General features: G+C 61.6%; 20 protein-coding genes and 1 pseudogene. 18 read left to right on the forward strand and 3 right to left on the reverse strand.

The annotated features are described in order from the left end of the window. Positions 1–739 precede the first annotated feature (739 nt). The 8 genes and pseudogenes from VMT40_RS36815 to VMT40_RS39470 form a co-directional block, all read left to right on the forward strand. Complete coding sequence (locus tag VMT40_RS36815) at positions 740–1,306, forward strand: hypothetical protein (RefSeq protein ID WP_326364288.1); 567 nt, start codon at positions 740–742, stop codon at positions 1,304–1,306. Then, positions 1,303–2,955: a hypothetical protein gene (locus VMT40_RS36820; RefSeq protein WP_326364289.1), complete on the forward strand. Its 1,653-nt coding sequence runs from the start codon at positions 1,303–1,305 to the stop codon at positions 2,953–2,955. Before VMT40_RS36815 ends, VMT40_RS36820 begins: the two co-directional genes overlap by 4 nt. A gap of 12 nt (positions 2,956–2,967) precedes the next feature. Beyond that, entirely contained in the window at positions 2,968–4,431 is a 1,464-nt protein-coding gene (locus tag VMT40_RS36825) for a PPE domain-containing protein (RefSeq protein ID WP_326364290.1), read from the forward strand. Then, on the forward strand, positions 4,428–4,766 hold the full coding sequence (locus VMT40_RS36830; RefSeq protein WP_326364291.1) for a hypothetical protein: 339 nt from the start codon (positions 4,428–4,430) through the stop codon (positions 4,764–4,766). Before VMT40_RS36825 ends, VMT40_RS36830 begins: the two co-directional genes overlap by 4 nt. Beyond that, positions 4,763–5,449: a hypothetical protein gene (locus VMT40_RS36835; protein WP_326364292.1), complete on the forward strand. Its 687-nt coding sequence runs from the start codon at positions 4,763–4,765 to the stop codon at positions 5,447–5,449. The genes VMT40_RS36830 and VMT40_RS36835 overlap by 4 nt, the downstream gene beginning before the upstream one ends. Further along, positions 5,449–5,808: a hypothetical protein gene (locus VMT40_RS36840; RefSeq protein ID WP_326364293.1), complete on the forward strand. Its 360-nt coding sequence runs from the start codon at positions 5,449–5,451 to the stop codon at positions 5,806–5,808. The genes VMT40_RS36835 and VMT40_RS36840 overlap by 1 nt, the downstream gene beginning before the upstream one ends. 323 nt (positions 5,809–6,131) lie before the next feature. Continuing rightward, positions 6,132–7,868, forward strand: a complete 1,737-nt coding sequence (locus VMT40_RS36845) for a hypothetical protein (RefSeq protein WP_326364294.1) — start codon at positions 6,132–6,134, stop codon at positions 7,866–7,868. A gap of 120 nt (positions 7,869–7,988) precedes the next feature. After that, a pseudogene (locus VMT40_RS39470) lies at positions 7,989–8,252 on the forward strand (type VII secretion target); the annotation flags it as partial. Positions 8,253–9,350: 1,098 nt separating this feature from the next. On the opposite strand, the gene VMT40_RS36850 reads toward VMT40_RS39470, so the two are convergent. Both VMT40_RS36850 and VMT40_RS36855 read right to left on the reverse strand, forming a co-directional pair. Then, positions 9,351–9,677: a hypothetical protein gene (locus VMT40_RS36850; protein WP_326364295.1), complete on the reverse strand. Its 327-nt coding sequence runs from the start codon at positions 9,675–9,677 to the stop codon at positions 9,351–9,353. Between the two features lie 108 nt (positions 9,678–9,785). Continuing rightward, positions 9,786–9,992 carry a hypothetical protein gene (locus tag VMT40_RS36855; RefSeq protein WP_326364296.1) on the reverse strand — a complete coding sequence of 69 codons (207 nt, stop codon included), beginning with the start codon at positions 9,990–9,992 and terminating at the stop codon, positions 9,786–9,788. A gap of 268 nt (positions 9,993–10,260) precedes the next feature. Between VMT40_RS36855 and VMT40_RS36860 the strand changes: the two genes are divergently transcribed. Then, positions 10,261–12,063, forward strand: coding sequence for a hypothetical protein (locus VMT40_RS36860; protein ID WP_326364297.1), 1,803 nt, complete (start codon positions 10,261–10,263; stop codon positions 12,061–12,063). A 32-nt stretch (positions 12,064–12,095) separates the two neighbouring features. Here the strand turns inward: VMT40_RS36860 and VMT40_RS36865 are convergent, their stop codons facing one another. Beyond that, entirely contained in the window at positions 12,096–12,956 is an 861-nt protein-coding gene (locus tag VMT40_RS36865; protein WP_326364298.1) for a hypothetical protein, read from the reverse strand. A gap of 698 nt (positions 12,957–13,654) precedes the next feature. Between VMT40_RS36865 and VMT40_RS36870 the strand changes: the two genes are divergently transcribed. The 9 genes from VMT40_RS36870 to VMT40_RS36910 all read left to right on the forward strand — a co-directional run bounded on the left by VMT40_RS36870 (position 13,655) and on the right by VMT40_RS36910 (position 25,094). Beyond that, entirely contained in the window at positions 13,655–14,050 is a 396-nt protein-coding gene (locus VMT40_RS36870) for a C40 family peptidase (protein ID WP_326364458.1), read from the forward strand. A 375-nt stretch (positions 14,051–14,425) separates the two neighbouring features. Then, positions 14,426–16,180: a type VII secretion AAA-ATPase EccA gene (gene eccA / locus VMT40_RS36875; protein WP_326364299.1), complete on the forward strand. Its 1,755-nt coding sequence runs from the start codon at positions 14,426–14,428 to the stop codon at positions 16,178–16,180. Positions 16,181–16,184: 4 nt separating this feature from the next. Next, positions 16,185–17,732 carry a type VII secretion protein EccB gene (eccB, locus tag VMT40_RS36880; protein WP_326364300.1) on the forward strand — a complete coding sequence of 516 codons (1,548 nt, stop codon included), beginning with the start codon at positions 16,185–16,187 and terminating at the stop codon, positions 17,730–17,732. A 59-nt stretch (positions 17,733–17,791) separates the two neighbouring features. After that, a complete protein-coding gene (gene eccCa, locus VMT40_RS36885; protein WP_326364301.1) occupies positions 17,792–21,718 on the forward strand; it encodes a type VII secretion protein EccCa in 3,927 nt (1,308 codons plus the stop codon). 94 nt (positions 21,719–21,812) lie between these two features. Continuing rightward, positions 21,813–22,130 carry a PE domain-containing protein gene (locus tag VMT40_RS36890; protein ID WP_326364302.1) on the forward strand — a complete coding sequence of 106 codons (318 nt, stop codon included), beginning with the start codon at positions 21,813–21,815 and terminating at the stop codon, positions 22,128–22,130. Positions 22,131–22,140: 10 nt separating this feature from the next. After that, entirely contained in the window at positions 22,141–23,511 is a 1,371-nt protein-coding gene (locus VMT40_RS36895; protein WP_326364303.1) for a PPE family protein, read from the forward strand. Between the two features lie 30 nt (positions 23,512–23,541). After that, on the forward strand, positions 23,542–23,916 hold the full coding sequence (locus VMT40_RS36900) for a hypothetical protein (RefSeq protein WP_326364304.1): 375 nt from the start codon (positions 23,542–23,544) through the stop codon (positions 23,914–23,916). Positions 23,917–23,955: 39 nt separating this feature from the next. Next, the gene (locus VMT40_RS36905; RefSeq protein WP_326364305.1) at positions 23,956–24,258 is read left to right on the forward strand and encodes a WXG100 family type VII secretion target; all 303 of its coding nucleotides are present in this window, start codon (positions 23,956–23,958) and stop codon (positions 24,256–24,258) included. A gap of 8 nt (positions 24,259–24,266) precedes the next feature. Then, entirely contained in the window at positions 24,267–25,094 is an 828-nt protein-coding gene (locus VMT40_RS36910) for an ESX secretion-associated protein EspG (protein ID WP_326364306.1), read from the forward strand. Positions 25,095–25,123: the final 29 nt, after the last annotated feature.

Consider the following 25,123-nt stretch of genomic DNA (forward strand, 5'->3'; position numbering starts at 1 on the left):
CGGCCGCGGTCGCGGTGGCGGTCGCGGCCTGCTCGGCGACCGGTGCCCATGCCTCGACCGCTTGCGGATCAACCAACCCACTCGACCCACCAGAACCAGACACCACACCCAAAGAACCCGAAAACACGGCTGCGTCCGTATCGGATCGTAGTCCAGCGATGGGCGAGGGCGGGGCAGACGCTGGTGAGATCGGAAGACTTGCAGATTGCCGGCTTATCGCCTGGATGCCTTGTCCACCACCCGTTGGATCGCGCCTTGGTTCCGGGGACGAGTCACTGGACAGTGGAGGTGTTGTGACGGACGAGGTTACTGATTGTGGGCGGACACCGCGACGGTGTGTCCATGGCGATATCTGGCTGACAGGTGAATCCGTAGCTGTGCCAGCACTATCAGTTTCAGTGTCCGTGATAGCCACGTCGGTCATGTCATCACCACGGCGTGAGAAGTGATCGCTGAGCGGGCGCATCCGCCGAAACGCGGTGTGTGGTAGGCGATAGCCTGCCACTGGTTCGATCCCACAGTTGACAATGCTGCCTCCTCCGGCCGCGGAAGCCCTCCGACTACTTGTTGCCGCTGCTGGTAGCGACAAGCCACACCCAATCTTCGCGAGTGCGCGTTCGACTGTGATTCCCAAACATGGGAATCACCGAAAATGAGGTCACCGCAGGTGGGCCGCGCCCCACTAGACATTCGGAATGCAACGGCCACGCTGTCGCTACAGAGTTGAAGGATGTGGACCATGGGCTGGCTCAAGGACATGGTCGTCGGGGCTGCGACGGCTGCCGGGGACGTCGTTCCAGAGCTCCTCGATGCTAATCCGGTCATTGGCTTTGTGGCCGCACCGCTTGCCGGAGCGGTGGTCGGTGGGCTTTGGACTGGTATTACAACCGGCAGCGTTAGCGCTGGTCTCAAGGCGGGAGCAGTCGACGGTCTTGGCGCATTGGGTGGTTGGGGGATTGGCAAGGCCATGACCAAGACGGCCGCTCGGCACGCCGGTCAAGCGGCCGCCCGGACAGTTGGACGGGCGACTTTGCAGTCTATCAACCGGGCGTTAAATGGGAGGGGCCGGCGAATCGTTTTTTCCGCTCTGGGTAGCGCGGCTGCAAGTCAGTTGACGCCGGACGCAAGACCAAGCAATAAATCTCAGCCTGATGTTTCGAGTCACAATGATATTTCGAACAACGAACTTCCTGCCCGCCTTCCGACTCGTCCTGCGGGTGTGCAATATAGAGGGGCAAATTCGGCAGCAGCTATACCGATGAAATTGTCGCGCGTTGACTCGCTCAGCGGGACGGTGTCGTCGTGACGATGCCGTTGCTGTTGGTTCCGGATCAGTACAACCCTCTCTGGCCGAAGTCGTTGTCGATCTCGCCTCCCGTCGAAGATTGGCTCGATGACGATACAGAGGAAGGCGTCAACGGAATTCTGCGCAGGGATTGGGAGAGTTTCGGTAGCGGATCGACGACGCCGCCCCCGTCCAAGGGATCTGTTCCGCAGGTTGATATGGCCGAAATCAGGGGCACTGGAGGTTCGGCGCTATCTGACAGCTATCTACCTGCGGCAGAGAAGTTGAAGTCGTCCTTCGATTCGATGCAGGCGTTGGACGCTAAAATCCAGCCATTGGTGAAGGGGTTGGCCGATAAGCGGGAAGCGGCGCAGAAGGAGATGGAAACTCTGATCCTGGATCTAAGCACACAAGCGTCTCAACCACCCGCGTACGGTCAGGACATGAACACCAGAATCCTGAGTTACGCAAACGACGGAGTGCAGCAAGCCAGGGGAATAATGGAAGACCTCCTCAACGACGTGCAGTCAGCAAGCGGCTCAATCGGCAATGCCGCAGGAGATCTCGCGGATATCGAGAAGAAGCTTGCGGACTTGACGAATATAGTCAACCAGCTGCAGGCCGGTCAGGGAAAAACCCCGCCATCCGGACCGAGCTGGCCCTGGGATCCTACTTCTAATCCCTTTACACCAGAAACCCCCGCAGTGCCGAGCGCTCCGTCCGATCCGACATCGAACGATGTCAGCGGCCAAATACAAAAAGCGATCGACAACCTCCAAACCTCGCTCGGCAATCAACCCGTCAGCCCAACCACTGACCAGACTCCGCCGTCTACAGGCGTCAACAACCAGGGTGCCGCACCAGGAGCGAATGGCCTCGATTCTCCGCTCGGTTCAATGGACCCGAGTTCGATGATCCTGCCTACGCTGCTGAGTCAAGCCATGCAGCAGCGGTCCGAAGCCGACCCTGGGCTCAACGGCCCACGCGAGCAAGCCGTACCACCGCCGAACTTCGACCGCAGTCCGCAATTGGCGGCCGCGGCGCCGAACGTCGCGGCTCCACCCGGGCCGAACCAATCTGTGAAGCCGGTGTCGGACTCACAAGCGCCTGCGCCGGCGACTCCCGCGCAAGCTCCTTCGACGACGCAACCTGGGGGCGGACCATCGGCCTCGACCCCACCGCCGGGACCGGACGGTCTCATACCGTTCCCATTCCCGGATGGACGGACACAGCGGGTCTTGCCGGTGGTCTTTCAGGCGTTGCATGCGGCCTTCTCGGGCAATCCCGATGTGACCGATGCGCAGAAAGCCTACGCGGCAACGTCGGCGAAATGGACCGACAGCAAGCACATCGGAGATCCGGTCGATCCGTCTCAATTGATGACCGGCTGTGTCGCCACCTGGGATAACCACACCGCCATCGCTGTGGTCTGGCCGGACAACGGCGGCAGTATCGATGTCATTGTCGATGGAAATTTGCAACCGTTTGCACCCCAGATGTCCAACGCGACTGGTGATTTCGGCAACTTTGCCGGATTCGTGCGACCCCATGGCGTCGGGCAGGCAGCAGATCAGAGCACCACCGCGATGCCTTCCGATCCCTCGGTACCGGTCGATCAGGCGAGCGCTGCACTGGGGTCGGCCGTTCCTGCGGTTCCAGCGATCGGATGAGACGAGGAGACCGTGGCTACGTTGAATGTCGACCCGCAGAGGCTCGCCGAAGTCGCGGTGGGACTTGCCGATCTGGCGCGTGAGACGACATTGGCCATGTATAGCGGATGGGTTGTGCCCGCCGGTGCCGATCCGATCTCGGCGACGATCGTGCCCGATCTCAACCAACAGACATCTGCCTTGCGTAACAGCTTGTTCGCGGTGCTGGCGGATACCCATCGGACTGCATTCGGAGCGGGAGCTTCAGCGGCCGACTACAGGGCAACCGACGGGGAGGGTGCTCGGATTATCAACGGGGGCAACGGTGATCTGCTCTCTAATCCGGTCGGGCCGCCGCAACGGTCAGCTGAGATAGAGCCGCCAGCGTTCAGGTTCCCGTCCTTGGCAGGGGCGATCGATCCGTTGGTGTTTGCACAACAACTCCACAGTGGTCCCGGACCCGGGCCTGCGATCGAATTCGCCGGTGCCGTCCGCAATTTCCTCGCTGGACCCCATGACGCGGCCACCAGCGGCATCGACAATGCGATGGCGGTCCTGCAGGATTGGACACCGGTGGGCGCCAGTGCCGTCGCCGAGCTGGGTCGGCATCGTGGCAGGCTCGATCAGCTCGGTTCGGATCTGGCGGATCTGATCGATGCGATCGAAACGTACGGGCAGGCGTTTGCAACGGCCAAGGCGAACCATCCGACGCCGCAGGAGATCATCGCTACGCGTCAGCAACTATTGGCGGCGATGCGGTCGAAGAACGAGTTCGCTGCCCAAGATGCACTGGCGAAATTTCAAGAGCAGCAAAGCCGTTCGGCGCAGACGATCGGCCAATACACCACGACGGTCAACACGAAGAATCCACCGAAGGCTCCTCAAAGTTCCGGCGGTGGAAGTGACCTCAGCTCTTTCGAGCAGATGCTGCCGCTGCTGATGAGTGCAATGAACACGAACACAGGTGGCCTAGCCGCGCTCAACCCGAACTCCGACCAATCCGCGGACAATCCGAATGACTATCTACCCGCGGACTACATCGATCCGAGTGGGCCATCACCATCCGACATCGGTGGCAGTTACGACAACACACCGATCGCTGATCCCGGTAGTCTGCCTGCCGCAGATCCGGCGCAGTCGGTCGAGGTGGGCCCGCTGCCGATGATTGCCCCTGTGGGGGCTCCGAACGCCGCGCTGCCGAGCGCGGCGGTGATCGAACCGTTGTCGACAACGACCACAGCCGCGGCTGCTGGTCGCTCCGCGAGTGGATCGCCCTACATGCCCTACATGCCGATGACACCGGGCATGGGCACACAAGGGGCCAGCGGCGGTGACCGTGCACGGGTCGTCGCATGGCATCCCGATCGTCTGATGTATGTCGATGACACACCACATACCGAGGCTGTGATCGGCGAGAAGCCGACGATAGCGCCGCTCGCGACTCCGGCGACTCCTATGTCGAGCCAGTCGCCGACCACCCCTGGAGGATCCTCGTGACCGATATTCATCCCGATGTTCAGGCGGCCCTCGACGCCGCACGCGAGCTGCGCAACAAGATCGCAGACCTGCGTGAGCGTATAGATGGGATACGGGCCCGCAGGCCCTCACCCAGCGGCGCGGTGGTCCCAGAGGTCGATGCGTTGGGCAGGCTCACCGGGCTGTATCTGGTGCCGGGAACGACGGCGCAGCTCGACAACACCGAACTGATCGCCGAGATCATGGCTGCAATCCGAGAAAGCACCCAGGATGCGGGGCGCCAGTATCGCGCCATCATGGATCAGCCCTTGGTCGATTCGGATTCGGCGTCGGCCGAGCTCGGGCAGTATTCATGAACGACAGTCCGGCAATCACGATCGCCGACGTGGTGCAGTGGCTACATGACGACGGTCTGGCCCGGCTGGCCGGAATCGCGAGCGCTCGCTCGAATCCTCTTGTCGCCTACACCGTCGAGGTGCAGACCGGGACGGTTACCGCATTTCCGGTCTCGGCATCCGACGCCGGATCGAATGCTCTGACACTGGCGGTCGACGACCTACCCGAGCCAGCCGATACTCCTCGACGGCTGGTCGCTGTCGGAGTGACAACCGCCGAGTCGGTTCTGGTGGTTGATCTTGCGGTCGCAAACACCGTGGCGATAAACGGCGATCAGCCGCAGTCATCCGCCCGAGCCTGGGCATTACAGCTATTACTCAACCCGGAGATCACTCTGACGACGAACTGCGCATACCTGGCGATCGCGGGTCAACCGCGCTTGCGCCATACATTCATCCCTGGCGGACGCACAATCGTCACGGTCGATGACTCACGGCCGCCGATCACCTCGATCATCCTCAATCACTCCGAGAACCTGACCGATCACCTCGATCTGGGTGTGGACGGAACAGCTGAGATGTATCTGGGTTCCAGATTCTGGAAGCTCCGGTCGGTGTTGAGGATGCACGACGAGACCTGGACCGAGCTGGTCGCAGGCATGACAGTTACGAGGCACCCCGAACATGTTATGGAGGGCGACTGATGTCCGCCATCGATCGAGCCCGTCCGGACCACTTCGATCACGAAGACGTCGAACCTGATTGGCGACAGCTCACCTACGAGGTGTTCAACCCGGACAACAACGTCGGCGTCGCATGTAACCGCGATGGTGAAGTCGTCGGCCTGCACATTACCGACGAAGCGCGGGACAACGGTGACGCTTGGCTAGCCGATGAAATTGTCCGGCTTGCACGGCTTGCGCACCTGAAGTCCCGGGTCGGATTGCGGGCAGAGATGGAGTACAAGGGCAGTTCGGCGTATACCGTCGACTCGTTCGACCTGCCGACCGAAGCCTCCTACCGATCCGCAGAGGCTTCCGAATTCGGTTCTCCAGGTGTGTGATCCTAGCAGGGAGCCCCTGCCCATCACACTCGATGTCGACCAGCCTGATGAAGTGATTGCGGCTGCTGCGAGATTCTCGAGCACGGTCGCGCTCGCCTCCGACCCTGTGCGGCAAGCGATTCGGGAGCTCTGGGTAGACGAGTGGGCGGAATCGGCCTTGGATCAAGCGATCATCGCGCATCTCGATCAGATGAGGGCCGTGTTACTCCGGGCTCTGTCGACCCGCGACCAACGCGCAGCGGCCGTATACGGGCGGGCTGTCGGCGCGGCGCGCATGCTGGACGAAACAGATGTTCGAGCCGCGATGGAGATCAATCGGTCGAATGGATCTTGAGACTCGCAGCCCATACTGGGATGCAATCGTCGGCGACAACTGGCCCTCGATTTCGCCCACCGTGTTGCGGGCTCTCGCGGCCTCCATCCGTTACGGATCCGTGCCGGACACCGATGGCGTTGAACAGGCCTGGCGTGAATTCGCCGATCGTGGGCGATCCAGTATGGGATTGCAACCGATCAAGAACGATATGTGGGCGCAAACGAATGACTCTCGAGCTGTGGCAGATGCACTGTCGATGACTGCTGACGTGCTCGGGGACAGCGCAGATCTGGTCGAGGAGACTCGCAATCGGATCCTCGATTGTGTCGATCATGCGACGCACAGCATCCGCGCGATAGTGCGCCCAGCCGCCGGCAGCACAGCGGATTCCGACACCGCTTCTCTGGTGCGGGATCAATTGTTTCACATCATTTCCCGTGCGGGAATCGATGTCGCGAACGCGGTCAACGACGCCTTGGCGGTGCATTCTTTGTCGAGTCGAAAGCTCGGGGAGATCGCAGTCTTGCTGGGAGTGCCCAGCCTGGGCGGCGCAGGCGGATCCGCCCAGGCCGGTGCGGCTGGACCGATAGACCATTCGTCCACAACACCCGCAGAGCCCAGCGAAATGACAACAACTCCAACGCTCTTCGCCGTACCGTCCCGAGTTTCCGAGGCAATCGCTGCTTCCAGATCCACGAACAATAGCTATCCAGAAGCCGCCGAACTGTCGCGGACGCCGACGACACCAGCTGCGTCCTTTATCGTCGGCGAGCAAGCCGACGGTGATCTGATTCTGGCGCGCAGACTGCTGGCCGGAGTCCTGGCAACGGCGGACTCCCCGCCGGTGGGGTTTGGTATCGCCGTATCGATGATGCGGCACAGTGATGGCGTCAAGGCCTTCGTCACATCGAATGACGGGCGCGGCTGGCTTCCGCGGGGCGTGCTTTTGCCCCGGCAGGTGTCGATGCCGTGGTCGTGGTCGGGGGTGGACAGCGCTGTGTGGGAGGGGTTTTCCGATCCAGCGCGCGTACTCGCCGAGTTCGGACTGGTATGGGGACAACAGTTTGGCGCCCACCTGACTGCCTTGGCTTCTTCTCAACGCATCACACCGAGCCTGCGTCGACAGATTGGACACGTGCCTGTCGACGAACGGGTGACGGGGACTCCTGAGTCGGACCCGCTCACCGCAGGCGCCGACCAGGTCGACCGACTCGGGCTTCTGATCACGCAACGATATCCGAATCGAGCGGCAGCCGTGTCCGAAACTTTGATCGGTCACAGATGTCTCGAAATGGCTTGGGACGCGAATGCTCTGGTGTCATCCATGGTGGCCGACTCGGTGGAGCTGCTCGGCACGCGGGGGCTGCGGGAGCGGATTCTGAGTGCTCTCCGTGATGATCGCCGACCGATCCCGGACCGGTGGTGGGATGAACTACGTGACATCGACGACCTGCTGGCTGCAACGACGATTCTGCGGCGCATCGACACAGAACGCATACCGCTAGGCGAAATACGCGATTCGCCTGATGCTCTGGCGGATCTGAATGCAATGCGCGCGTTGTCATTCCAACGGCGTTGCAACGAACTCGTGTTGTTGCTGTCGGAGAAACCGTCACAGCAGCTGTTTCGCGACGTGGCGTACACGCACATTCATGTTGTCGACCACCCGTCGTTCAGGAACCGGAATGTCGCTGCGCGCAACGCAGGACCGGCGTCGGTGATCGTGAAGTCACCCATCGAATGATCTGGCAGACCGCAGGTGATCGCACCTGAACGTCCTACCAACATCGCCATCATTGGGAAGGATCGACAATGGAATGGCCCGAGGCGGAAAGGATGCAGCGGTATGCCTGACGGGATAGATATGAACCCTGAGGATCTAATATTGTTGGCGCAGCATCATGAGACTGCAGCAGGCGATATTGGCGAGTGGTCGAAGCCTCCGCAGGAGTGGCTGGACAACTTCATTCCCACATACGGAACCATCTCACATCAGGTGTATGTCGCGCTCAAGGGCTATTACGCAGCCCGGCAACGCGCGGGTGAGCAGCTGCGCCAACAGCAACTCAACACCGCTGACGCGCTGCGTAAGGCCGCTGCCGCGTATCAACAGACCGATCACGACGGCGCAGCCGTTCTCCGTAACGCCAGTGATCAGTTCCCGGGCTCGGACACCCGACAGAGTTTGTCGTCGCCCAGATCGCCGCTGCCCCACGCTATCTCAACGCCACCGACCTTACATGCCAGCTCTACGGGGCCTGATGGGGGTCCAGCACGGCAAAATATCAGACCAGGTGGAGAACCGACAGGACAAAGCGATGCACCTGTAGGAACCACCTCGATACCGGGTTTGTCCGATACGCAAGCGAGTTCGACCGGCATACCTTTGAACCCGCCGAACAGCGTGGAATCCGGATCCGTGACCGACATCGGTCCTGTTCCGCCGCCTGTTGCCAGTGGTCCCGATGCTGGTGGTCCTGCAACCAGCGGCGGCCCCGCCACCGTCGGCGCGGGGCAAGGCCGTATCCATCAGGCCCCATCCTCGGGAGTCGCTGCGCCGGTGAGTAGTGCTCGAGTATCGACGTCGGCTTCCGGACCGTTCGCCGCGGCTGCCGCCGCAGCCGCAGAGAAGGCCGCCCGTCCTGCCTACATTGTCGGGGGCGAAGTGAATGGTGATCTGATACTGGTTCGAACGTTGCTCGCAAGCGTGCTGGCGGCCACGGACTCACCGATCGGAATGGCATGGGCCGCTTGTGCGATGCGTGGTCCCGACGGTGCGGGTATTTTCCTCACGTCGAACGAGGGGCGAGGGTGGTTGCCGGCTGGGCTATTCCTCCCACGTCAGGTATCGACACCCTGGCTATGGGATGACCTGCTCGGGTGGGAAGAGTCCGGGCCACCGTGGGAGGGTATCGCCGACCCGGCACGCATACTCGCCGAGTTTGGGACAGCATGGGGTGCGAAGGCCAACGCTCGAATGACCGCGTTGGTTTCTTCGAGTTCAATCGACCCTGGTCTGCGAGCCGCGATGTCCGACGTGGCGATGGAGGGGCCAGTTGACCCATCGTCCGACGTGGACTTGCGGACGCAACTAGCCGGAACAACTGATCGTCTCGGACTGACGGGATCGACCACCGCATTGGAATCCCTTGCAATGGCGGGGGACTCGTCCATTCGATGGCGGTGTGTGGAGTTGGCGGTCGACGCACATGTACAACTAGCGCGGTCAGTGCCTGCATCGGGGGAGTCGTCCGGTGCACGTGTGTTGCGAGACCGGATCCTCGGATTGCTCCGCGCTGGCGAAGCGGTCGGGGAAGACTTGTGGCAGCAACTGCGCGATGAGGACGCCATGCTTGTCGCGGCGATGATCTCGCTTCGTAGCGATGCTGGGCGGGTGGCGCTCGGTGAGGTTCGCGCCGACGACGCCGCAGGGAGGTTGCGTGGGGTGGTGTTCGAACGGCGATGCAACGAGTTGGTCCTCGGACTGGCGGGCGAATCGAATCGGCAGAGTCTTCGGGACGCGGTTTATGCACATGATCAGGTGATCACGCATCCAGCGTTCGTCACGGCACCCCCATTGATATCGGCACCAGTACCCGGCTCCATCACGGTCGCGGGCGAGTCCGTGCGACAACCTGCGGGACAACGAACAACGACGGAATCACCGGATTCCGACGCAAGTGTCGGGTCCTGATGGCGCTCCGCGTAGTTGATCACTGGAAAGATCCGGAATGGTGTGAGCCGCCGCGATGACTTCGAATGGACCAATTTCGGCGCCGTCTGATCCCAATCCGACGCCTTCGCCGAACGCGCAACCGACTGGATCGCCTGGATTCGCATTGAATCCATTGATCTCGGTGTCGGGCATGCGCTCAAATGGCACGAGTCCAATGCCGCCTGCTTCTGATCCGCCCTCTCCCGCATCAGACTCGCAGGAGGATGCCTCGGTTCTCCGCCCCGGCGATGCGCTACGTGCTGGTGAGTACCTTCGCAACGGCGATTACACCCTCAAGTATTACCCGTCAGGACAGCTCGTGCTATCAAGCGCTGAGCGAGGTGTTCTGCATACATGGACTCCGACCCTGATCTCTCCCCTGGACTTCGCCACCCGCGGTGGCGGGACCAGTCACCTAAGAGTGGATCCGACAGGAAATCTCTATATCGCTGCACCTGACCTCGCCGTACTGGGCGCGATGGGTGATCCGGGCGCTGTGATTGAGAACCTATACGGCGATTTCTTGCATGGCCAGAACATATCGAACAACCTGGGTCTCCAGTTGACCCGGGACGGCCGCGTAGCCGTCATTACCGCCCCGAATGTGGGTACCTATCTCCCCACCAGCCTGAACGCCGGCTTCGATCTGAACGACCCTTCGAGTTATGCAACGGATTTTCCTCTCTACCACCCGCTCGGCGCAAGCGAGAAATTGCGATTCTTGCTGAATGTAGGTGAGACTGTCGGTTCGGCTATCATCGCCCCACTTAAAACCAATAATCCGCAGGCCGTCCCCATCCCGTCCGGGCAGACATCGGGAAACCCGATCGAGGCACTCGTCGGCAGCGGGTTGTTGTCCCCCACGGACCACTCCGTCATGCTGGGCGCCCTGGATGCCAATCAGGCGAACATCCTGAACATCGTCAATCAAATCCATGCGAATCATCAATACGTCGCGACTAATACAAATCAAATACCGGGCAAGATCTCGAATACGCTGAAGGCAATCGACGCTCTTCGGAATGTCTTCAATACGTTATTGAGGTCGGCTGAATTGAGTAGTGTGCATCCAATGGATCAGATCGGTGGGTTCGGAAGGAATGAAACGGCGAACAACCTCATTCCACCGCCGATCGAGCAGGGCCTCATGAATGGTGTCGGAACACTGTTGGTGGGTGCCGAGAAGGAGGTGACCGACCTCTTGAACCAGATGAGTCAGGCAGCGAAGAAGACGCCGTCGGACCCCGCCATCGATCCTTCGTCTCACAAGGTAGGCAATCCCACCCCTCCTCCAGCGTCTGCGGCGCCCCCTGCCAACGCCGGAAACCAACATACTCCGGGCGACTCCACGCCCGGAGCAGGCAGTAGCAACCAGGTCGACGACAGTGGCGGCGACACCACGTTCCATCCCGTTGATCTGGGGATAAACCCTGATGCCACCAATACCACCACAACTACCGGCAACGCGGCCGCCGCAGCTATCCAAGCTCTAGCGGATGCGCTTGCAGCGACGCCGACGACAGGATCGAACAATGGTGAACCTTCGGGTGGATCCCCAACAGAATCCACCACAGATTCGGGCGTCACCACAGCCAGTAGTACAGGAGCTCCGGCGAGCTCGGGCTTCAACCCGATGATGATGATGACCCTCATGACGCTTCCCGGGATTATTCAGCAAGCTCTAAAGGGGGTCGGACAGACAACGAGTCAAAAGAACACACCGGACAAGTCCGATCGTAGGAGTCCCATCGCGCAGGGCCTGGAACAAACCCCACCGGCGAACGAGTCGGCAGATGCACCCGGTCAATCAGATCCAGCGGGCCCGGCAGCGGCTGACAACGCCACATCGAGCCTACCTTCGGCAGTGGACAAGGCTATCCACACTGAATTCGCTGACTCGAACGGTTCGAACGCGGTGGAAGCCTATAAGGGCACGACCGGAGAGGAAATACCCGGGAGCAAGCCATGGACTTGGATCGGCGGTGACCAGCTTCGAACCGGGGATGTGATCCAGTGGGAAAAGGGCAGCGCGCTGGTGGTGCACGACGACACCGGGCTGAAGGTCATCTATCAGGGAAACCCGATTCCGCTCGACCCCAACAACCCACCCAGCAAAGACTATGGCTCATTCCAGGGGTACAGGCACCCTACCGGCGCCTTCCCGGACGACGCCACAAGCATCTCGGCGCCTTCCTCGAGTACACATCCACCCGCTGTGAACTGAGCCGTTACGCCCAGAGGAGTCTCTGGGCGAGATCACGCGAGCACATCTGCAGGCTCGGCCTGTGTGGCCGGTGCCGTAGAACCCGTGACGTTCTCGTCCGAGCGGTCAGTGCTGATGTCGACGGCCTGGGGGTGGTTCTTCGGGTTCGGATCGCTCGCGGGGTCGGTCGGCGTTGGGTCAGCCGGATCAGTGCCGTCGGATGTTGTGCCGTCCTTACGCGATGGATCCTTGTGCTCGAGTAACTGAGGTATCGCAGCGATCAGTGGTGTTGCGATCGACGCAGCGGCGATCGCCAGCATCGGGAGGATGGAACCGAGGGAGCTGTCGCCGCCGGTACCGCCGTTGGAGCCAGTGGCGACGGAGTCTCCGTTCCCAGAACCACCGGGGCTGACGGTGTAACTCTGGGCGATAGCGGAGATTTGGCTGTATATGCCTTGGACAGTGTCGGATATTCTTCCGAGCAGCTCGGTTTCCTGCGCGCTGGTGAGCTTTGCGGCACCGACGGATTTCAAGTCGCTGTTCAGTTGGTCGACGTGATTCTGGATGTAGGCCATCGCGTCACCGTTATTGGCCGCGACTGTTTTCGACATCTTGGGAACTTGGTCGTCCAGCAGCCGCAATCGTGTCTGTCGCTCCTGTATCTCGGCGAGGGTCTGCTTGTATTCAACGGTGCCTTGGCTGCGGCTGAGGACTTCGTACGTGACAGGTTGTATTAGGTCATCGACATTCGGAGGCAGCATCGGCACACCCTGCCCGAGCAGGTCGACTGCGGTTTGGATTTCTGTTTGGGCCAACCCGATGAGAGTCTGAAGGGCCGGCGACGCACCTGGCGGTACTGCCAACGGTCCCACCGTTTTGTAGTGTCCATTACCTGCAGCGGCATCACTGACCATAATCGTGGCCTCCTCGATCTCGTCTCTATTTTCCGATCTTCCCTCGATTGGGAACTGGCGGCGTCGATCGACGGGTTGATTCCGGCATAGTCGATCTACTGCTATCGAAGGAAGCAGGAGCTCGGACGGGTTGGCACTGGCGGTGAACGAATGACGGAGTCGATCGGATGTCGTCGATCGTGACGGACAGTATGCAGGGGATACTCGAAGCATTGCTCGGGCTTTACGGCGAAGGGCTTCCCGTCGCGGTCGGTACCGCGACGGCAGTTCCCGCAGTCGCGGAGCTCATTTCCGGCCTGAGTGGATTTGCTGCGAACGGGTACGGCGACGCTCGAGTGCTGCAGTCATCGCTCGCCGAATCGCATACCGGTAGCGACGCTCTCGTTAACCAGGCCGTCGCGGAGTCGGGTGGCGCAGTGCTGGCTGGTCGCAAACTCGTCACCGATCAACTCGTCGACTTCCGGACTCGCATCCAGGCCATCGCGTCCGTCGGTGACACGCGGTTCAGCGGACCTGCCCTGTTGGATGCGGCCGGGACTGCGATCTCGAACGTCACCCGGCAGGTGGACGCGGACACGGCCGAATCAAGACGGCAGGCTGCGCGGATCGTGCCTGCAGCCAAGCCGCTGCGGCGGTCGACACGCTCGAACGCACACAGCGCGTCGCCGCGCAGAGGCCGATCGCGTCGTCGCTTCCGGATGCCATCAAATGGAACCGCGGGAGGCCAAGCCGTGAGGGCGGCGAGTTCGTGGCTGGGCAGCCCGTACGTCTGGGGTGGCGGTGGAGTGCATGGTCCAAGTGGCGGGGGCTTCGATTGCTCGGGGCTGACACAGTATGCGGTCGCTCGGGCGACTGACGGCCGAGTTGTACTTCCGCGCACTACCTACGACCAGATTCACAGTGGTGTCCGAGTACCGATGCAGGATGTCCGCCCAGGGGATCTAGTATTCCCGGCCGGGTCGTTCAGCGCCCGGGGGCCTGAGCACGTCCAGCTCGCCGCCGGCCATGGAATGGTCATCGAGGCACCGCATTCCGGCGCGTCGGTGCGTTGGACACCGATGCCTTCGAAAGCTGTGGTAGTGCGGGTGCTGTGATCACTCCGCGGATTCGAGAAGCTCTCGCCGCACCGGAAAGTGGCCGGTGGTTCGTGTCGGCACCGGCCACTTCCGAACGAGCCGTGCAAAAGAGTCCCTGACCAACGCGGCTCGATATAAGTCGGCGGCGGTAACCGCTGCGTCACCCCAGTAACCGCCACCAGTGGGATCGGGTTGTCGAGATGAGGGATCAGCAACCCAAATACAATGTATCGGCGAATAGCGGCACAGTCAATAGGTGCACATAGAACAACGACAGTCAGTGCGTTGCAAATCCGCTACTCACTCCCCACTGATGGGGACATCGTCGCGCCGACGGCTCGGTCCGGCTGTCTATGGTTCCGTCAGGCGAGATCGGCGGAAGGAAAGCCCGAGTTGTCAGCGGCCGAGGACGCGTTCTATACCGGGGTTCAAAGTCTCGGGTTGATCGCTGGAGGAGTACGGAACGAGCAGCATGCTCTAGCGGGATTTCGCGCGGCGACCGATCTGGATCCGGACATGTGCGACGCCTGGCTCGGCCGGGCGATGGCGGGCGAAGTCACCGGTGAGGTGATCTACGGGGCGTATCGCTCGATGCACAACTTGTATCGAGATCAGCAGCGGGCTGGACTGGTCGATCGATCCCTGTGGTGCCAGGTGGAGATCGGTGTCTACGCGTTGCGGGTGACGATGGCCGATCGTGACCAGATCGCCATAGCGCAGGCATGTCAATACGCCGCAGACGGCGAATGGGAAGAAGCTGTTGCGGTTCTCGACCAGATTCCGCGCGACGATGTGGCCGAGTTCGTGCGTATGTCTTTGTATTTCCGGACCGGGCGATGGCTCGATGTCATTTCGACGCGCTCATCGAAGCCGATACTCGGAGACGGATTGCTGGAGATAGCCGCACAATTGATGAACGCCCGCGCACTGGCGCACCTGGGCCGCTTCGACGAAGCACTGCCGGCCGCGCGGCGCGTGGTCGATGATTCGTCCTCCGGAAATCTCTCCTACATCTGGGCCGATGCGCACTTCTTGCTCGGAATGCTGTTGCGGCACACCGGGGACCACGAAGCCGCGGACCGGATGCTGAAGGGTCTGCAGGGGTCGGCGCTGTGGTCGCAACGTCAGGAGTGGCAAAGCGCCGTCCGTGATCGAAGCTATCTGCTCGAAATCACCACCGCCGAAATACTTGCCTCACGAACCGACCAATGGAACCCCGGGTCCGGTGACGACCCAGCAGAGGCTGCTGCGTCAGCGGCCCGCAGCGGGCGTGAGTCACTGCTGGCCGAAGCATCGGAAATGCTCCGATCGCAGATCGGTATGGAGTCGGTCAAAGAGCAGGTCGATCGTTTGAAGTCCGGTGTGCTGTTGGATCAAGTCCGGGCCAACCGCGGGCTCACAGTGGACGCGCGCTCGCACCACTTGATCTTCTCGGGGCCACCAGGCACGGGAAAGACCACTATCGCCCGAGTGATAGCGAAGATCTTCGCGGGACTCGGCGTCGTTCAGAACGCCGATGTAGTCGAGGTATCGCGCACCGATTTTGTAGGCACTCATCTAGGTCACACAGCGCCCAAGACCAACGCACTGATCGATTCCGCGCTCGGTGGGGTTCTATTCATCGACGAGGCCTATTCACTGATTCAGGAGGGCCTGTCCGGCGGGGATGCCTTCGGCAAGGAAGCCGTCGACACGCTGTTGGCCCGCATGGAGAACGACCGAGACAAGCTGGTCGTCATCATCGCGGGATATGAGGACCAGATCGATCGGTTCCTCGCCTCCAATGAGGGGCTGGCATCGAGGTTCACCCGCCGCGTCCGCTTCTCGAGCTACAACGTCGACGAATTGGTACAGATCGCCGATCACATTGCCGGCAAGAAGGATTCGATCCTCTCCGCCTCGGCGGCCGAAGTCTTGCGTGCCCGGTGCTCGGAGTTGCTCGGGCAGACCCGTGATGGTCGTCGAATGATCGACTTGGCCGGCAACGGTCGATTCGTACGCAACGTGATCGAGGCTGCGCAGGATGAGCGTGATTACCGATTCACTCGGGAAGGCGTCGACGTCACCCAATTGACGAACGAAGAGCTGATGACCATCGCCGCGTCGGATCTGACGGCAGCGTTGGCAGGCCTGGCACCGATCGCGTGATGTTGTGGCGCGCTTTCGGGTAGTCACCAAACACCAGATCTCAGGGTGGCGTTTTTTGCTGCGGCGTATCGAGCACGCCCTGATTCATCGCGATGCGTCGATGATCGACGATCCTCAAAGAGGACGATCGACTGCACTGTCGGTCGGGCTCGCGCTGGCCTGTCTGGTCCTCGCCGGATCTGCGGTGCTGGCATTCTTCAAGCCGGCCAAACAGATCGGGGATTCGCGAATTGTCGCCGAGAAAGACACGGGCGCACTCTACGTGCACATTGGTGACCGACTGTATCCGGCTTTGAACCTGACCTCGGCACGATTGATCGTCGGCTCCCCGGATGACCCAGTCCCGGTATCGAGCGACGAGCTGGCCAAATATCCTCACGGTCCCCTTGTGGGGATACCCGGGGCACCCCTAGCAATAGTCGACTCGGGCGATCGGAATTCGTCGTGGGCAGTGTGCGACACCACTCGCACAGGCGCGGCGGCCCCGGTGAATCCTCAAACGGGCCTTCCGACCATCGTCCATCCCGCGGTATTGACCACAGCGATCGGCAGTCCACTCATCGTGAACGGTTCCACGACACGGCCGTTGGCCGTGGATGAGGCGCGGCTTTTGCGCGACGACACCACCACCTGGCTTGTCTACGTCGATCACGACGGTGAGATCGTACGTGCTGCAGTCGATCTGGCTGATTCGGCCGTTACACTCGCATTGGGGATCGATGCCACGTCACCGGTCTCGCCCGCCTCCAAAGGCCTGCTCGATGCCATCCCCGAGACGCCGCCGATCCATGTACCCGATGTGCCAGGTGCCGGGTCGACAATGACGCTGGCATCGGGAATGCCGGTCAACGTTGGCACTGTGGTCACGACAGCCACCCCTGATCACGGCCAATCCTACTATGTTGCATCACAATCGGGATTCGTGCAGGTGAGTCCGGTACTTGCAGCGATATTCCGCAACGCTGACTCGCATGGAGCGGCGGCTGCGATGTCTGTGCGGCCCGACGTGATCGCGGCCGATCTACGGCCTGGCAACTGGCCCGGTACAGCCACCTTCCCGACACGGCAGGTTCGGATTGTGAATCCCGACGAATTCGGAATTACATGCTACACGTGGGCGAATAATGGTGATCAGCATGCTGTCACGGGATTGTTGGTCGGTCGGCAGCTACCGCTGCCCTCCGAGGACCAAAACCGGGTTGTGAATCTGGTGACCGCGTCGACCTCGCACGGGAACACTGCCGACGCTGCCTTTATGGCGCGCGGCACTGGCCGGTTCGTTCAGGTCACCGGGGCAGATCCGAGCTCGCCCCTGCGGGAATCGCTGTACTGGATTTCCGACAGCGGAGTCCGGTACGGGATCGATGCGCAAGCCCAGTCCAGCGGCGATGCCACGTTGACAGCGTTGGCCTTACACTCGCCGGTCAGTGCGCCGTGGAGCATCGTTTCGCTGTTCGCGATCGGACCAGCGCTATCTCAGCGGGATGCACGTGTCGCACACGACGGCCTCCCCCCGGACAAGGTGGTGGTGGGGCTGGGTGGTGGGTCGTGAGCGTAACTCGGCGGTTCGTGCGTCCGGCTCGAATTGTGAAGGGCCCCAAGGCGCCTGCGGTGACAGAGCTACGGCTGCAGCCGCCAACCGAGTTGCCCAAGCCGATACCGGCTTCGCGGCTGCGAACGATCATGCCTGTGGTGATGTTCGCAGGCATGGCCGGGATGATGGTGATGATGTTCCGGGGTGGGGCGGTTTCACCGACCATGCTGTTCTTCCCCGTGATGATGCTCGTGTCGGTATTCAGCATGATGGGCGGGGCCTTCGGTAGTGCGGGAGCTGCGGCACTCAACGAGGACCGCAAGGACTATCTGCGCAGCCTCGCTGAGAACCGTAGAACAGTGCACAAGTCGGAGAACGAGCTGCACGATTACCTGCGCTACACCCACCCCGGCCCGGCCGAGCTCGCGAGATTGGTTGGCGGCAAACGGATGTGGGAGGTGCAAGTCTCGAGTCAGCAGTTTTTGCGGGTGCGAATCGGCAGGGGCAGGATCGCGAACCAGGTGCGGGTGATCGTCCCGGAAGCGGCTCCGATAGCGGATCTGGATCCCGTCGGTGTGGTCGAGCTGACACGGTTCGCGAAGGCCTATTCGACCGTCGGTGGCATGCCGGTGGCGATCAATCTGTTGTCGGCGCCTCTAGTAGGTCTCGACGGTGATCCTGATATGGTGGCCGGTCTGGTTCGGGCGATGATCGCCGAGGTGATGGTTCTGCACGGGCCCGATCAGGTAGCTGTCGCAGCCGTGCTCGCGAACCCCGATGCACCTCAATGGAATTGGCTGAAGTGGTTGCCGCACACGCAGCATCCCACTGACACCGATGCGATCGGGGCCACCCGAATGGTCTATCGCACCGTTGCCGAACTGAGAACCAGGTTGCTTGCCGGGCTCAACCGCGGACCCTTCTCACCCAACAATCAGCCGACATTGGATCGCAAGCACTACATCCTCATCGTGGACGTCACCGGGCCTGCCAGCGAGCGCGACATCTCGGGCGTCGACGGCTGCACATGGGTGCGGCTTGGTCGTGCGGAGCAGGGCCTGCCGCGCGAGCTCCGGCTCATCGTCGACAGCGACCGGTCGCTGTCGGAAGCCACTCAGCGGGGAGTGCGGCGAATCGGGGTCGCTGATCAGATGTCGGCTTCGGCGATCACCGCGCTGGCGCGCAGTATTTCGCCTTATCGGCTGTCCAGCGTGGTCGAGGTGGTGGCGGCCGAGCAAGCCGGCAACGCCTCCTGGGCCGACATGCTGCGCATCCCCGACCCTGGTGCATTACGCATCGATCGCCAGTGGCCCCGGATCCGCGATGCGGACCGGGCAAGGCTCAACATTCCCTTCGGCCACGACCCAGCCGGCGGCGTGGTCTACCTGGACATCAAGGAGTCCGCCGAAGACGGAATGGGCCCGCATGGCATGTGTATCGGGGCCACCGGGTCTGGGAAGTCCGAATTCCTCCGGACATTGGTGTTGTCAGCGGTAACGACCCACTCGCCAGATTATCTGAACCTGCTGCTCGTCGATTTCAAGGGCGGCGCCACATTTCTCGGGTTCGATCGGCTGTCGCACGTCACGGCCGTGGTCACCAACATGGAGGAAGAGGCCGACCTGGTCGGCCGTATGGAGGATGTGATCAGTGGCGAAATGACCAGGCGACAACGGATCTTGCGTGATGCCGGCAATTTCGCCAGTGTCGCGGACTACGAGCGCGCCCGCGAGCAGGGCGCGAGGTTCGAACCGTTGCCGACGCTGCTGATCATTCTCGACGAGTTCGCCGAACTGCTCGAACAGTACCCGAATTTCGCCAAGCTGTTCGTCGCTGTCGGCCGCCTGGGCAGGTCACTGCGCATCCATCTGCTACTGGCTTCCCAGAAGGTTCCGGCCAGCCGGATGGGTGAGCTGGAGGCGCATCTGTCGTATCGAATAGCGTTGCGCACCAATCAAACCAGCGATTCCAGAGACGCTATCGGCACCGCCGACGCCTACCATCTGCCGAAGAAGCCCGGATCCGGATACCTGCGAGCGGGGTCCGGTGACCTGCAGCGATTCCAAGCGGCGTATGTCGGGGCTCCCTACATCGCACCAACGCAAGCGTCGGCTCTGGACGTTCAGCGGGCCCGCCGCGCGGGCGGCGGATACCGACCGCCGCAAGAGTTCACCTCCGCGCCGGTCGTCGATGTTCGCCCGGTGGAGCCGGCGCTTGCCGCGGTGGCGGCTGACGTTCCAGAAGGAGAGCCGGTGACCGTGATGGAGACGGTCCTTCAGCAGCTTGCGGGGCATGGCAAGCGGGCCCACCGGATGTGGTTGCCGCCGTTGAACATCCCTCCGACTCTCGATCAGCTCGTAGCCGAAGTGGTCCCCGGGTCGCTGCGGCTGCCGCTTGCTGTCATCGACAAGCCCCGTCTGCAGAGTCAGGACGTCTGGTCGGTCGATTTATCCGGGGCTGGTGGCCATGTCGCGGTGGTGGGTGGACCTCAGTCCGGGAAATCGACCACACTTCAAACTCTGGTGATCGCCGCGGCGATGACGCACACTCCGGAGCAAGTCCAGTTCTACTGTCTCGATTTCTCCGGAGGTCTGTCGGGGCTGCGCGGCCTCGCCCATGTGGGGTCGGTGGCGACGGCGCGCGACATCGACCGGATCCGACGGACATTCGCCCTGATCACTAGTCTCATCACGCAACGCCAGACGTTGTTCGCCGAGTTGGGTATCGACGGTATGCGGGAGTTCCGGCGCCGCCGTAGCTCTGCGCACGAGTCCGCCGAGTTGACCGACCGTGGGGATCGCCATGGCGATGTGTTCGTCGTAGTCGATGGGTGGGACCTCGGGTTTGCCGTCACCGGGCCTTTTTTCGACGAATACATGCCTGTCATGGAGTCGATCGCCTTGCAGGGGCTGAACTATGGCATACATCTGGTGATCAGCAGTTCGCGATGGGCTGCTATCCGTCCGGCGGTGAAGGATCTGCTGCAGACACGGATCGAGATGCGATTGGGCGACCTGACCGATACTGTCTTCACCGCCCACCGCAGCGTGGTCAGTGCGATCCCGGCGAATCGTCCCGGCCGCTGTGTGTCAACCGACGCGTTGCACATGTTGATGGCACTGCCTCGAAACGACGGTGAGGGCAATCCGGATACTGCGGGTGCTGGACTCGCGGTCGCGATCGAGGAGCGGAACAGGTTTTTCGCGGGGCGCTCTGCTCCTGAGGTCAGATTGCTGCCTGTGCGGATCGGCCTGGACGAAATCCGAAGCGGCATAGCCGAGCCTACGACTCTGGCACAACGTTTGGTCGTCCCGTTCGGTATCCGCGAATCAGATCTCAGCCGGGCCGCGATCGACTTCGGAGTCTCCGCCCACATGATCGTGCTCGGGTCCTCCGGATGCGGTAAGTCGACGGTACTGGCATCTTTGCTGGAGTCCATACGCCTGCAGTTCGATCGCGACCAGGCCCGAGTACTGCTGATCGACTATCGGCGTCGCCACCTGGATGCAGTTCCCGACGATATGCTGATCGGCTATCTGACCAGCGAGCGTGAGGTAACCGCGGGCCTGCCGGCATTTGTGGACAAGATGCGCAGCCGACGCGCTCCAGCAGGCGTCACTTCCAAACAGCTGAAAGAGCGCTCCTGGTGGAGCGGCCCGGAAATATTCGTGGTAATCGACGACTATCATATGGTCGCGCAACGGAGCATGATGAACCCCCTGGAACCATTGAAGGACATCATCGTCGATGCTCGCGACACAGGATTGCATATCATCGCCGCACGGAACATCGCTCAGGCCGACACTGCGCTCTACGACAACGTCCTCGGGCAGATGAAAAATCTCAATTCGTCGGGCTTGATCATGGACGGCTCGAAGTTGGACGGCATGCTCCTGGGCGATGTGAAGGCGACCAAACAACCTGTCGGACGGGGGATTTTCGTCGAGCCGCTGCTTTCGCGTCGTGATCTCGTTCAGGCGGCTCTCTTGCGGGCCAGCGAGTGATTCGGACTCCTACCGAGTGCTCCCACTGCTGGGAATAACCTAGCGTTTCCCCTGTAGCGCTCGCATCGAGCGTGCTCTTGGGAGGAGGCGACCCATGGCCTTGGATATCATTCCGGATCAACTTCCTGGCGTCAGTGCGAGCCAGACCACGAATGCGGCAAGTTTGGCATCGGTAGTCGGAGCGTGTGTGCCACGATGTGCTCCTGTCCCTGCCGCTGCGGATCTGGTGAGCACCACTGCCGCTATGGCGTTCGGCTTCTATGCAGTCCCCTATTACGTCAGCACTACGGTGGGTGTCGATCATCTGATCGAAGGCGCGCAAGTTCTTGTGCCGATCAGCACGACTTATCTGACTGCGGACGTTGTCGGGGGAGCGGAAGTCGGTTCCGGGGTTATAGGCGCACAGGCGTAAGGAATATAACGTGTCTTCGCCGATGTCGCTCGAGTTGGCATTCGATCTAGGTCTCTCGGAATTGGCCAAGCGTTCCAACCTGCTGGCAAATATCGTCGAGTACGTCACGTTCGGCTCAACGCCGCCGGAAACGAATGTCGCGTTGATCCTGAACGGACCAGGAATGGCGCCGATGTTGCAGACCGCCGGTGCCTACGCTTCCATGGCAGCAGCGCTGGGGACAGCCGCCGATAATTCGGACGGTTCGACGGCGGTGTTGTCGGGTGCGTGGCAGGGACCAACATCGATCCCTCCGCAGGAGAGGTTTCGTATCTATAGTGGTTGGCTTCGCGAGCAAGCGTCCATAGCTGCGCAGACGGCCAGCGCGGCATGGAACGCAGCCGGGGCGTACCAGGCTGCGCACGCGAGCATGATCGAGATAGCTGCCGAGTTGGTCGTCAATCATGTGACGAAGGCAGTGCTCATGACGACCAATATGGGTCAGAACGCGATACCCCTGGCCCTCAACGAGATCCATTACGGCGCGCTCTGGATGCGAGCCGCCGCCACCATGATGACCTATGCCGGTGCGACTTCCGCGGCATTGCAGTCGATGCCGTCGCCGCAGCCGGCCCCCTCGATCGCTGACTCTGGCAGCGCGGCCGCGACGTTGCCTACGCTGCTGGCTGACCTGACACGTTCGGTCGACACGACCACGACAGTTGGAAACCCATTCGGCGGACCGATCGTCCACAAGGTGGTACCGACGCCGCCCCCTCCCACCCCCCAACCGCCTCCTCCTACCCCGCAACCGCCTCCTCCTACTCCGGTTTCCCCGTCTCCGCCTCCCACGCCGGTCTCTGGATCGGACCCGCTGTTCTCTTCGCCGAGTGTGGGTCTTCCGGATCCCGGCGCGGGCGCCGAACCTCAAGTGGCTTCGGACCAGCAGCCTTCATCCGCGGCCGGTGCCGACGGATTCGGCAACGCAGATCAAGCGCAGCAGGGCTTCTTCGGCACCTCGCCCTATTCGCCGACCCTGGCGGGTTTGAACGGCGGTGGAGGCAGCCTCGTCGCCTTCGGTGTGGCCCGCGGTGGGTTGGCGGCGGTATCCGGTGCGGCGAACGGGTTCCGAATGCCGACCACTTGGGCGCGGCGCTCCGGTGGCATATTCGGCGTAGCCGACGAGCCTGAGCCTTCGCCGACGCCGGTGGCTCGAGGTGCGCAGGGCGGCGTCAGTGCTCCCGATACGTTGCGGCGACGCCGGAACAGCGACGAGAAGCGACCATCGAAGGTCATCGACCCGGGTGCTCAGGAAGAGATTCCTGAGCTCGACAGCCCGCCCGTGATCGGCGTCATCGAATACGCCGAACCTGGAGATGAAACGTCCTTGGTGAATATCTGAGGCGAGAAGAATATTTTGAAAGGAATGACAATGGCATCGACTCCAATAACCACGGTCGATCCCGCGTTCATGCAGACCACTGCAAGCAAGACGCAATCGCATCACGGGGAGATCGGAGCGCACCTACGCGCTCTTTCTGGATGCAGGGACGAATTCAGGGCTGCAGTTCAAGGGTATACAGGTGACTCGGTTCAGGCTGCTTTCGAGAATGCTGAAGTGGCCGGAAATAGTGTAATGGCGTTCCTGCAGGACATCATTCAGAAACTGCAGGCTGCCGGCATCAGTTACGACGCGAACGCTCAGGAAGCTGCAGGGCAGATCAATGCGGCGAATCTCGACGCTGCCCCGGACGTCCAACACCTGCATGCCGCCGAGCAGACGCTGATCGACAATCACTCATGGTGATAACCCGTGTGCGCACGGGACAAAGGAAAGGGATAGATGATGAGCAGGCCGATCCATGTTGACTACACGCATGTCGCTGAACTGGTTCAGCGGACCGATGTCATCGAACAGGCGATGTATGATGAATCGCTGCAAATCGATTCACTGAAAAATGCCATCGTCGCTACCATGCAGGGTGCAGGTGTCGACGGGTACAACGATGTTCAGACTCAATGGGACAGCAAGATGCAGTCCTACCGGGCCAGTCTTGCCAATTTGAACAGCAAGGTCAATTCTGTTCTGGGTCCTGGCGGCTTCGTCAATTCCAATGACATCGAACAAGGGAAACGGTTCCCGGTGTAGGTCCTGCAGTGGCCCATGATCCGGTAGCCGTCGAGTTGAACGTCGATGCTGCCCTGTTGCTGCGGCGTCTGGTCGGCATCGACTCGTACCCTCTCGTGCTGGCGCTGATGCCGAACGTGTTTCTGGTCGAAGACCAGGAGCGGGTCGATACCGTTGTTTCCGAGCAGCTAACTCGGATCGGTGTCTTGGACGACGGCATCGTGCACCCGACCATCGAACGATGGCTGCGCTGCTTGTACCGGCCCGACGTGGAGATGGACGCCCGCATCGTCGATACCGGCCCGGACGCCCGCCCTGACGCGATGTTGCGGCTGGCGCTCGTGCGGTGTGGAGAAGACCATGTGCTCGCGTTGCGCAGCGGCGACGAGGTTGTCATTCAGTCGGTTCATCAGCAGATGAACCAGTTGGATGCTATCTGTGCCGTACTGAAGGCGGCACTCGGCTCCTGTCCACCCGCGCGATTCGAGCCGATGACCGCGACACTGGAGCAGTTCACTGTAGTGCCCGAGGGCAGGGTTGAAAGGCGAAGCGCGCTCATGGAATTGGGTGCCACACCGCGGACTGCGAGGGTGCTGTCCCAGGCATTGGACGAGACCACACGCCGGGCCGAAGTGGTGATGATCGAGCACCACGACGGGGCCACCGAAAGCCCGGAACTCGGTTTAGTGGTGCTCGACACGAACCTCGGGCGGATCGTTGTGATACCTCGTCGCGGGATCGACGGCCAAATTTGGTCGACCTATACCCCAGGTGATGACAGTGCCATGCGGGCCGGAGCCGAAGGACTGATCGAGTTGTTGCCTGCGCGGAGCTGGTTCGGTACGAGCCGGAGTTGAAAGTCCGGCAGGGATTTCGAGAGGACGAG

Origin of the sequence: Nocardia sp. CDC160, from assembly GCF_035818795.1 — a bacterium.
Lineage (GTDB): Bacteria > Actinomycetota > Actinomycetes > Mycobacteriales > Mycobacteriaceae > Nocardia.

Bases quoted from the DNA above. Each gene is read 5' to 3' on its own strand.
- VMT40_RS36815 (WP_326364288.1), top strand. From the start codon at position 740: ATGGGCTGGCTCAAGGACATGGTCGTCGGGGCTGCGACGGCTGCCGGG.
- VMT40_RS36835 (WP_326364292.1), top strand. From the start codon at position 4,763: ATGAACGACAGTCCGGCAATCACGATCGCCGACGTGGTGCAGTGGCTA.
- VMT40_RS36840 (WP_326364293.1), top strand. From the start codon at position 5,449: ATGTCCGCCATCGATCGAGCCCGTCCGGACCACTTCGATCACGAAGAC.
- VMT40_RS36845 (WP_326364294.1), top strand. From the start codon at position 6,132: ATGGATCTTGAGACTCGCAGCCCATACTGGGATGCAATCGTCGGCGAC.
- VMT40_RS36850 (WP_326364295.1), bottom strand. From the start codon at position 9,677: ATGCGTGATCACCTGATCATGTGCATAAACCGCGTCCCGAAGACTCTG.
- VMT40_RS36855 (WP_326364296.1), bottom strand. From the start codon at position 9,992: ATGCCCGACACCGAGATCAATGGATTCAATGCGAATCCAGGCGATCCA.
- VMT40_RS36865 (WP_326364298.1), bottom strand. From the start codon at position 12,956: ATGGTCAGTGATGCCGCTGCAGGTAATGGACACTACAAAACGGTGGGA.
- VMT40_RS36870 (WP_326364458.1), top strand. From the start codon at position 13,655: ATGCCATCAAATGGAACCGCGGGAGGCCAAGCCGTGAGGGCGGCGAGT.
- VMT40_RS36890 (WP_326364302.1), top strand. From the start codon at position 21,813: ATGGCCTTGGATATCATTCCGGATCAACTTCCTGGCGTCAGTGCGAGC.
- VMT40_RS36900 (WP_326364304.1), top strand. From the start codon at position 23,542: ATGGCATCGACTCCAATAACCACGGTCGATCCCGCGTTCATGCAGACC.
- VMT40_RS36905 (WP_326364305.1), top strand. From the start codon at position 23,956: ATGAGCAGGCCGATCCATGTTGACTACACGCATGTCGCTGAACTGGTT.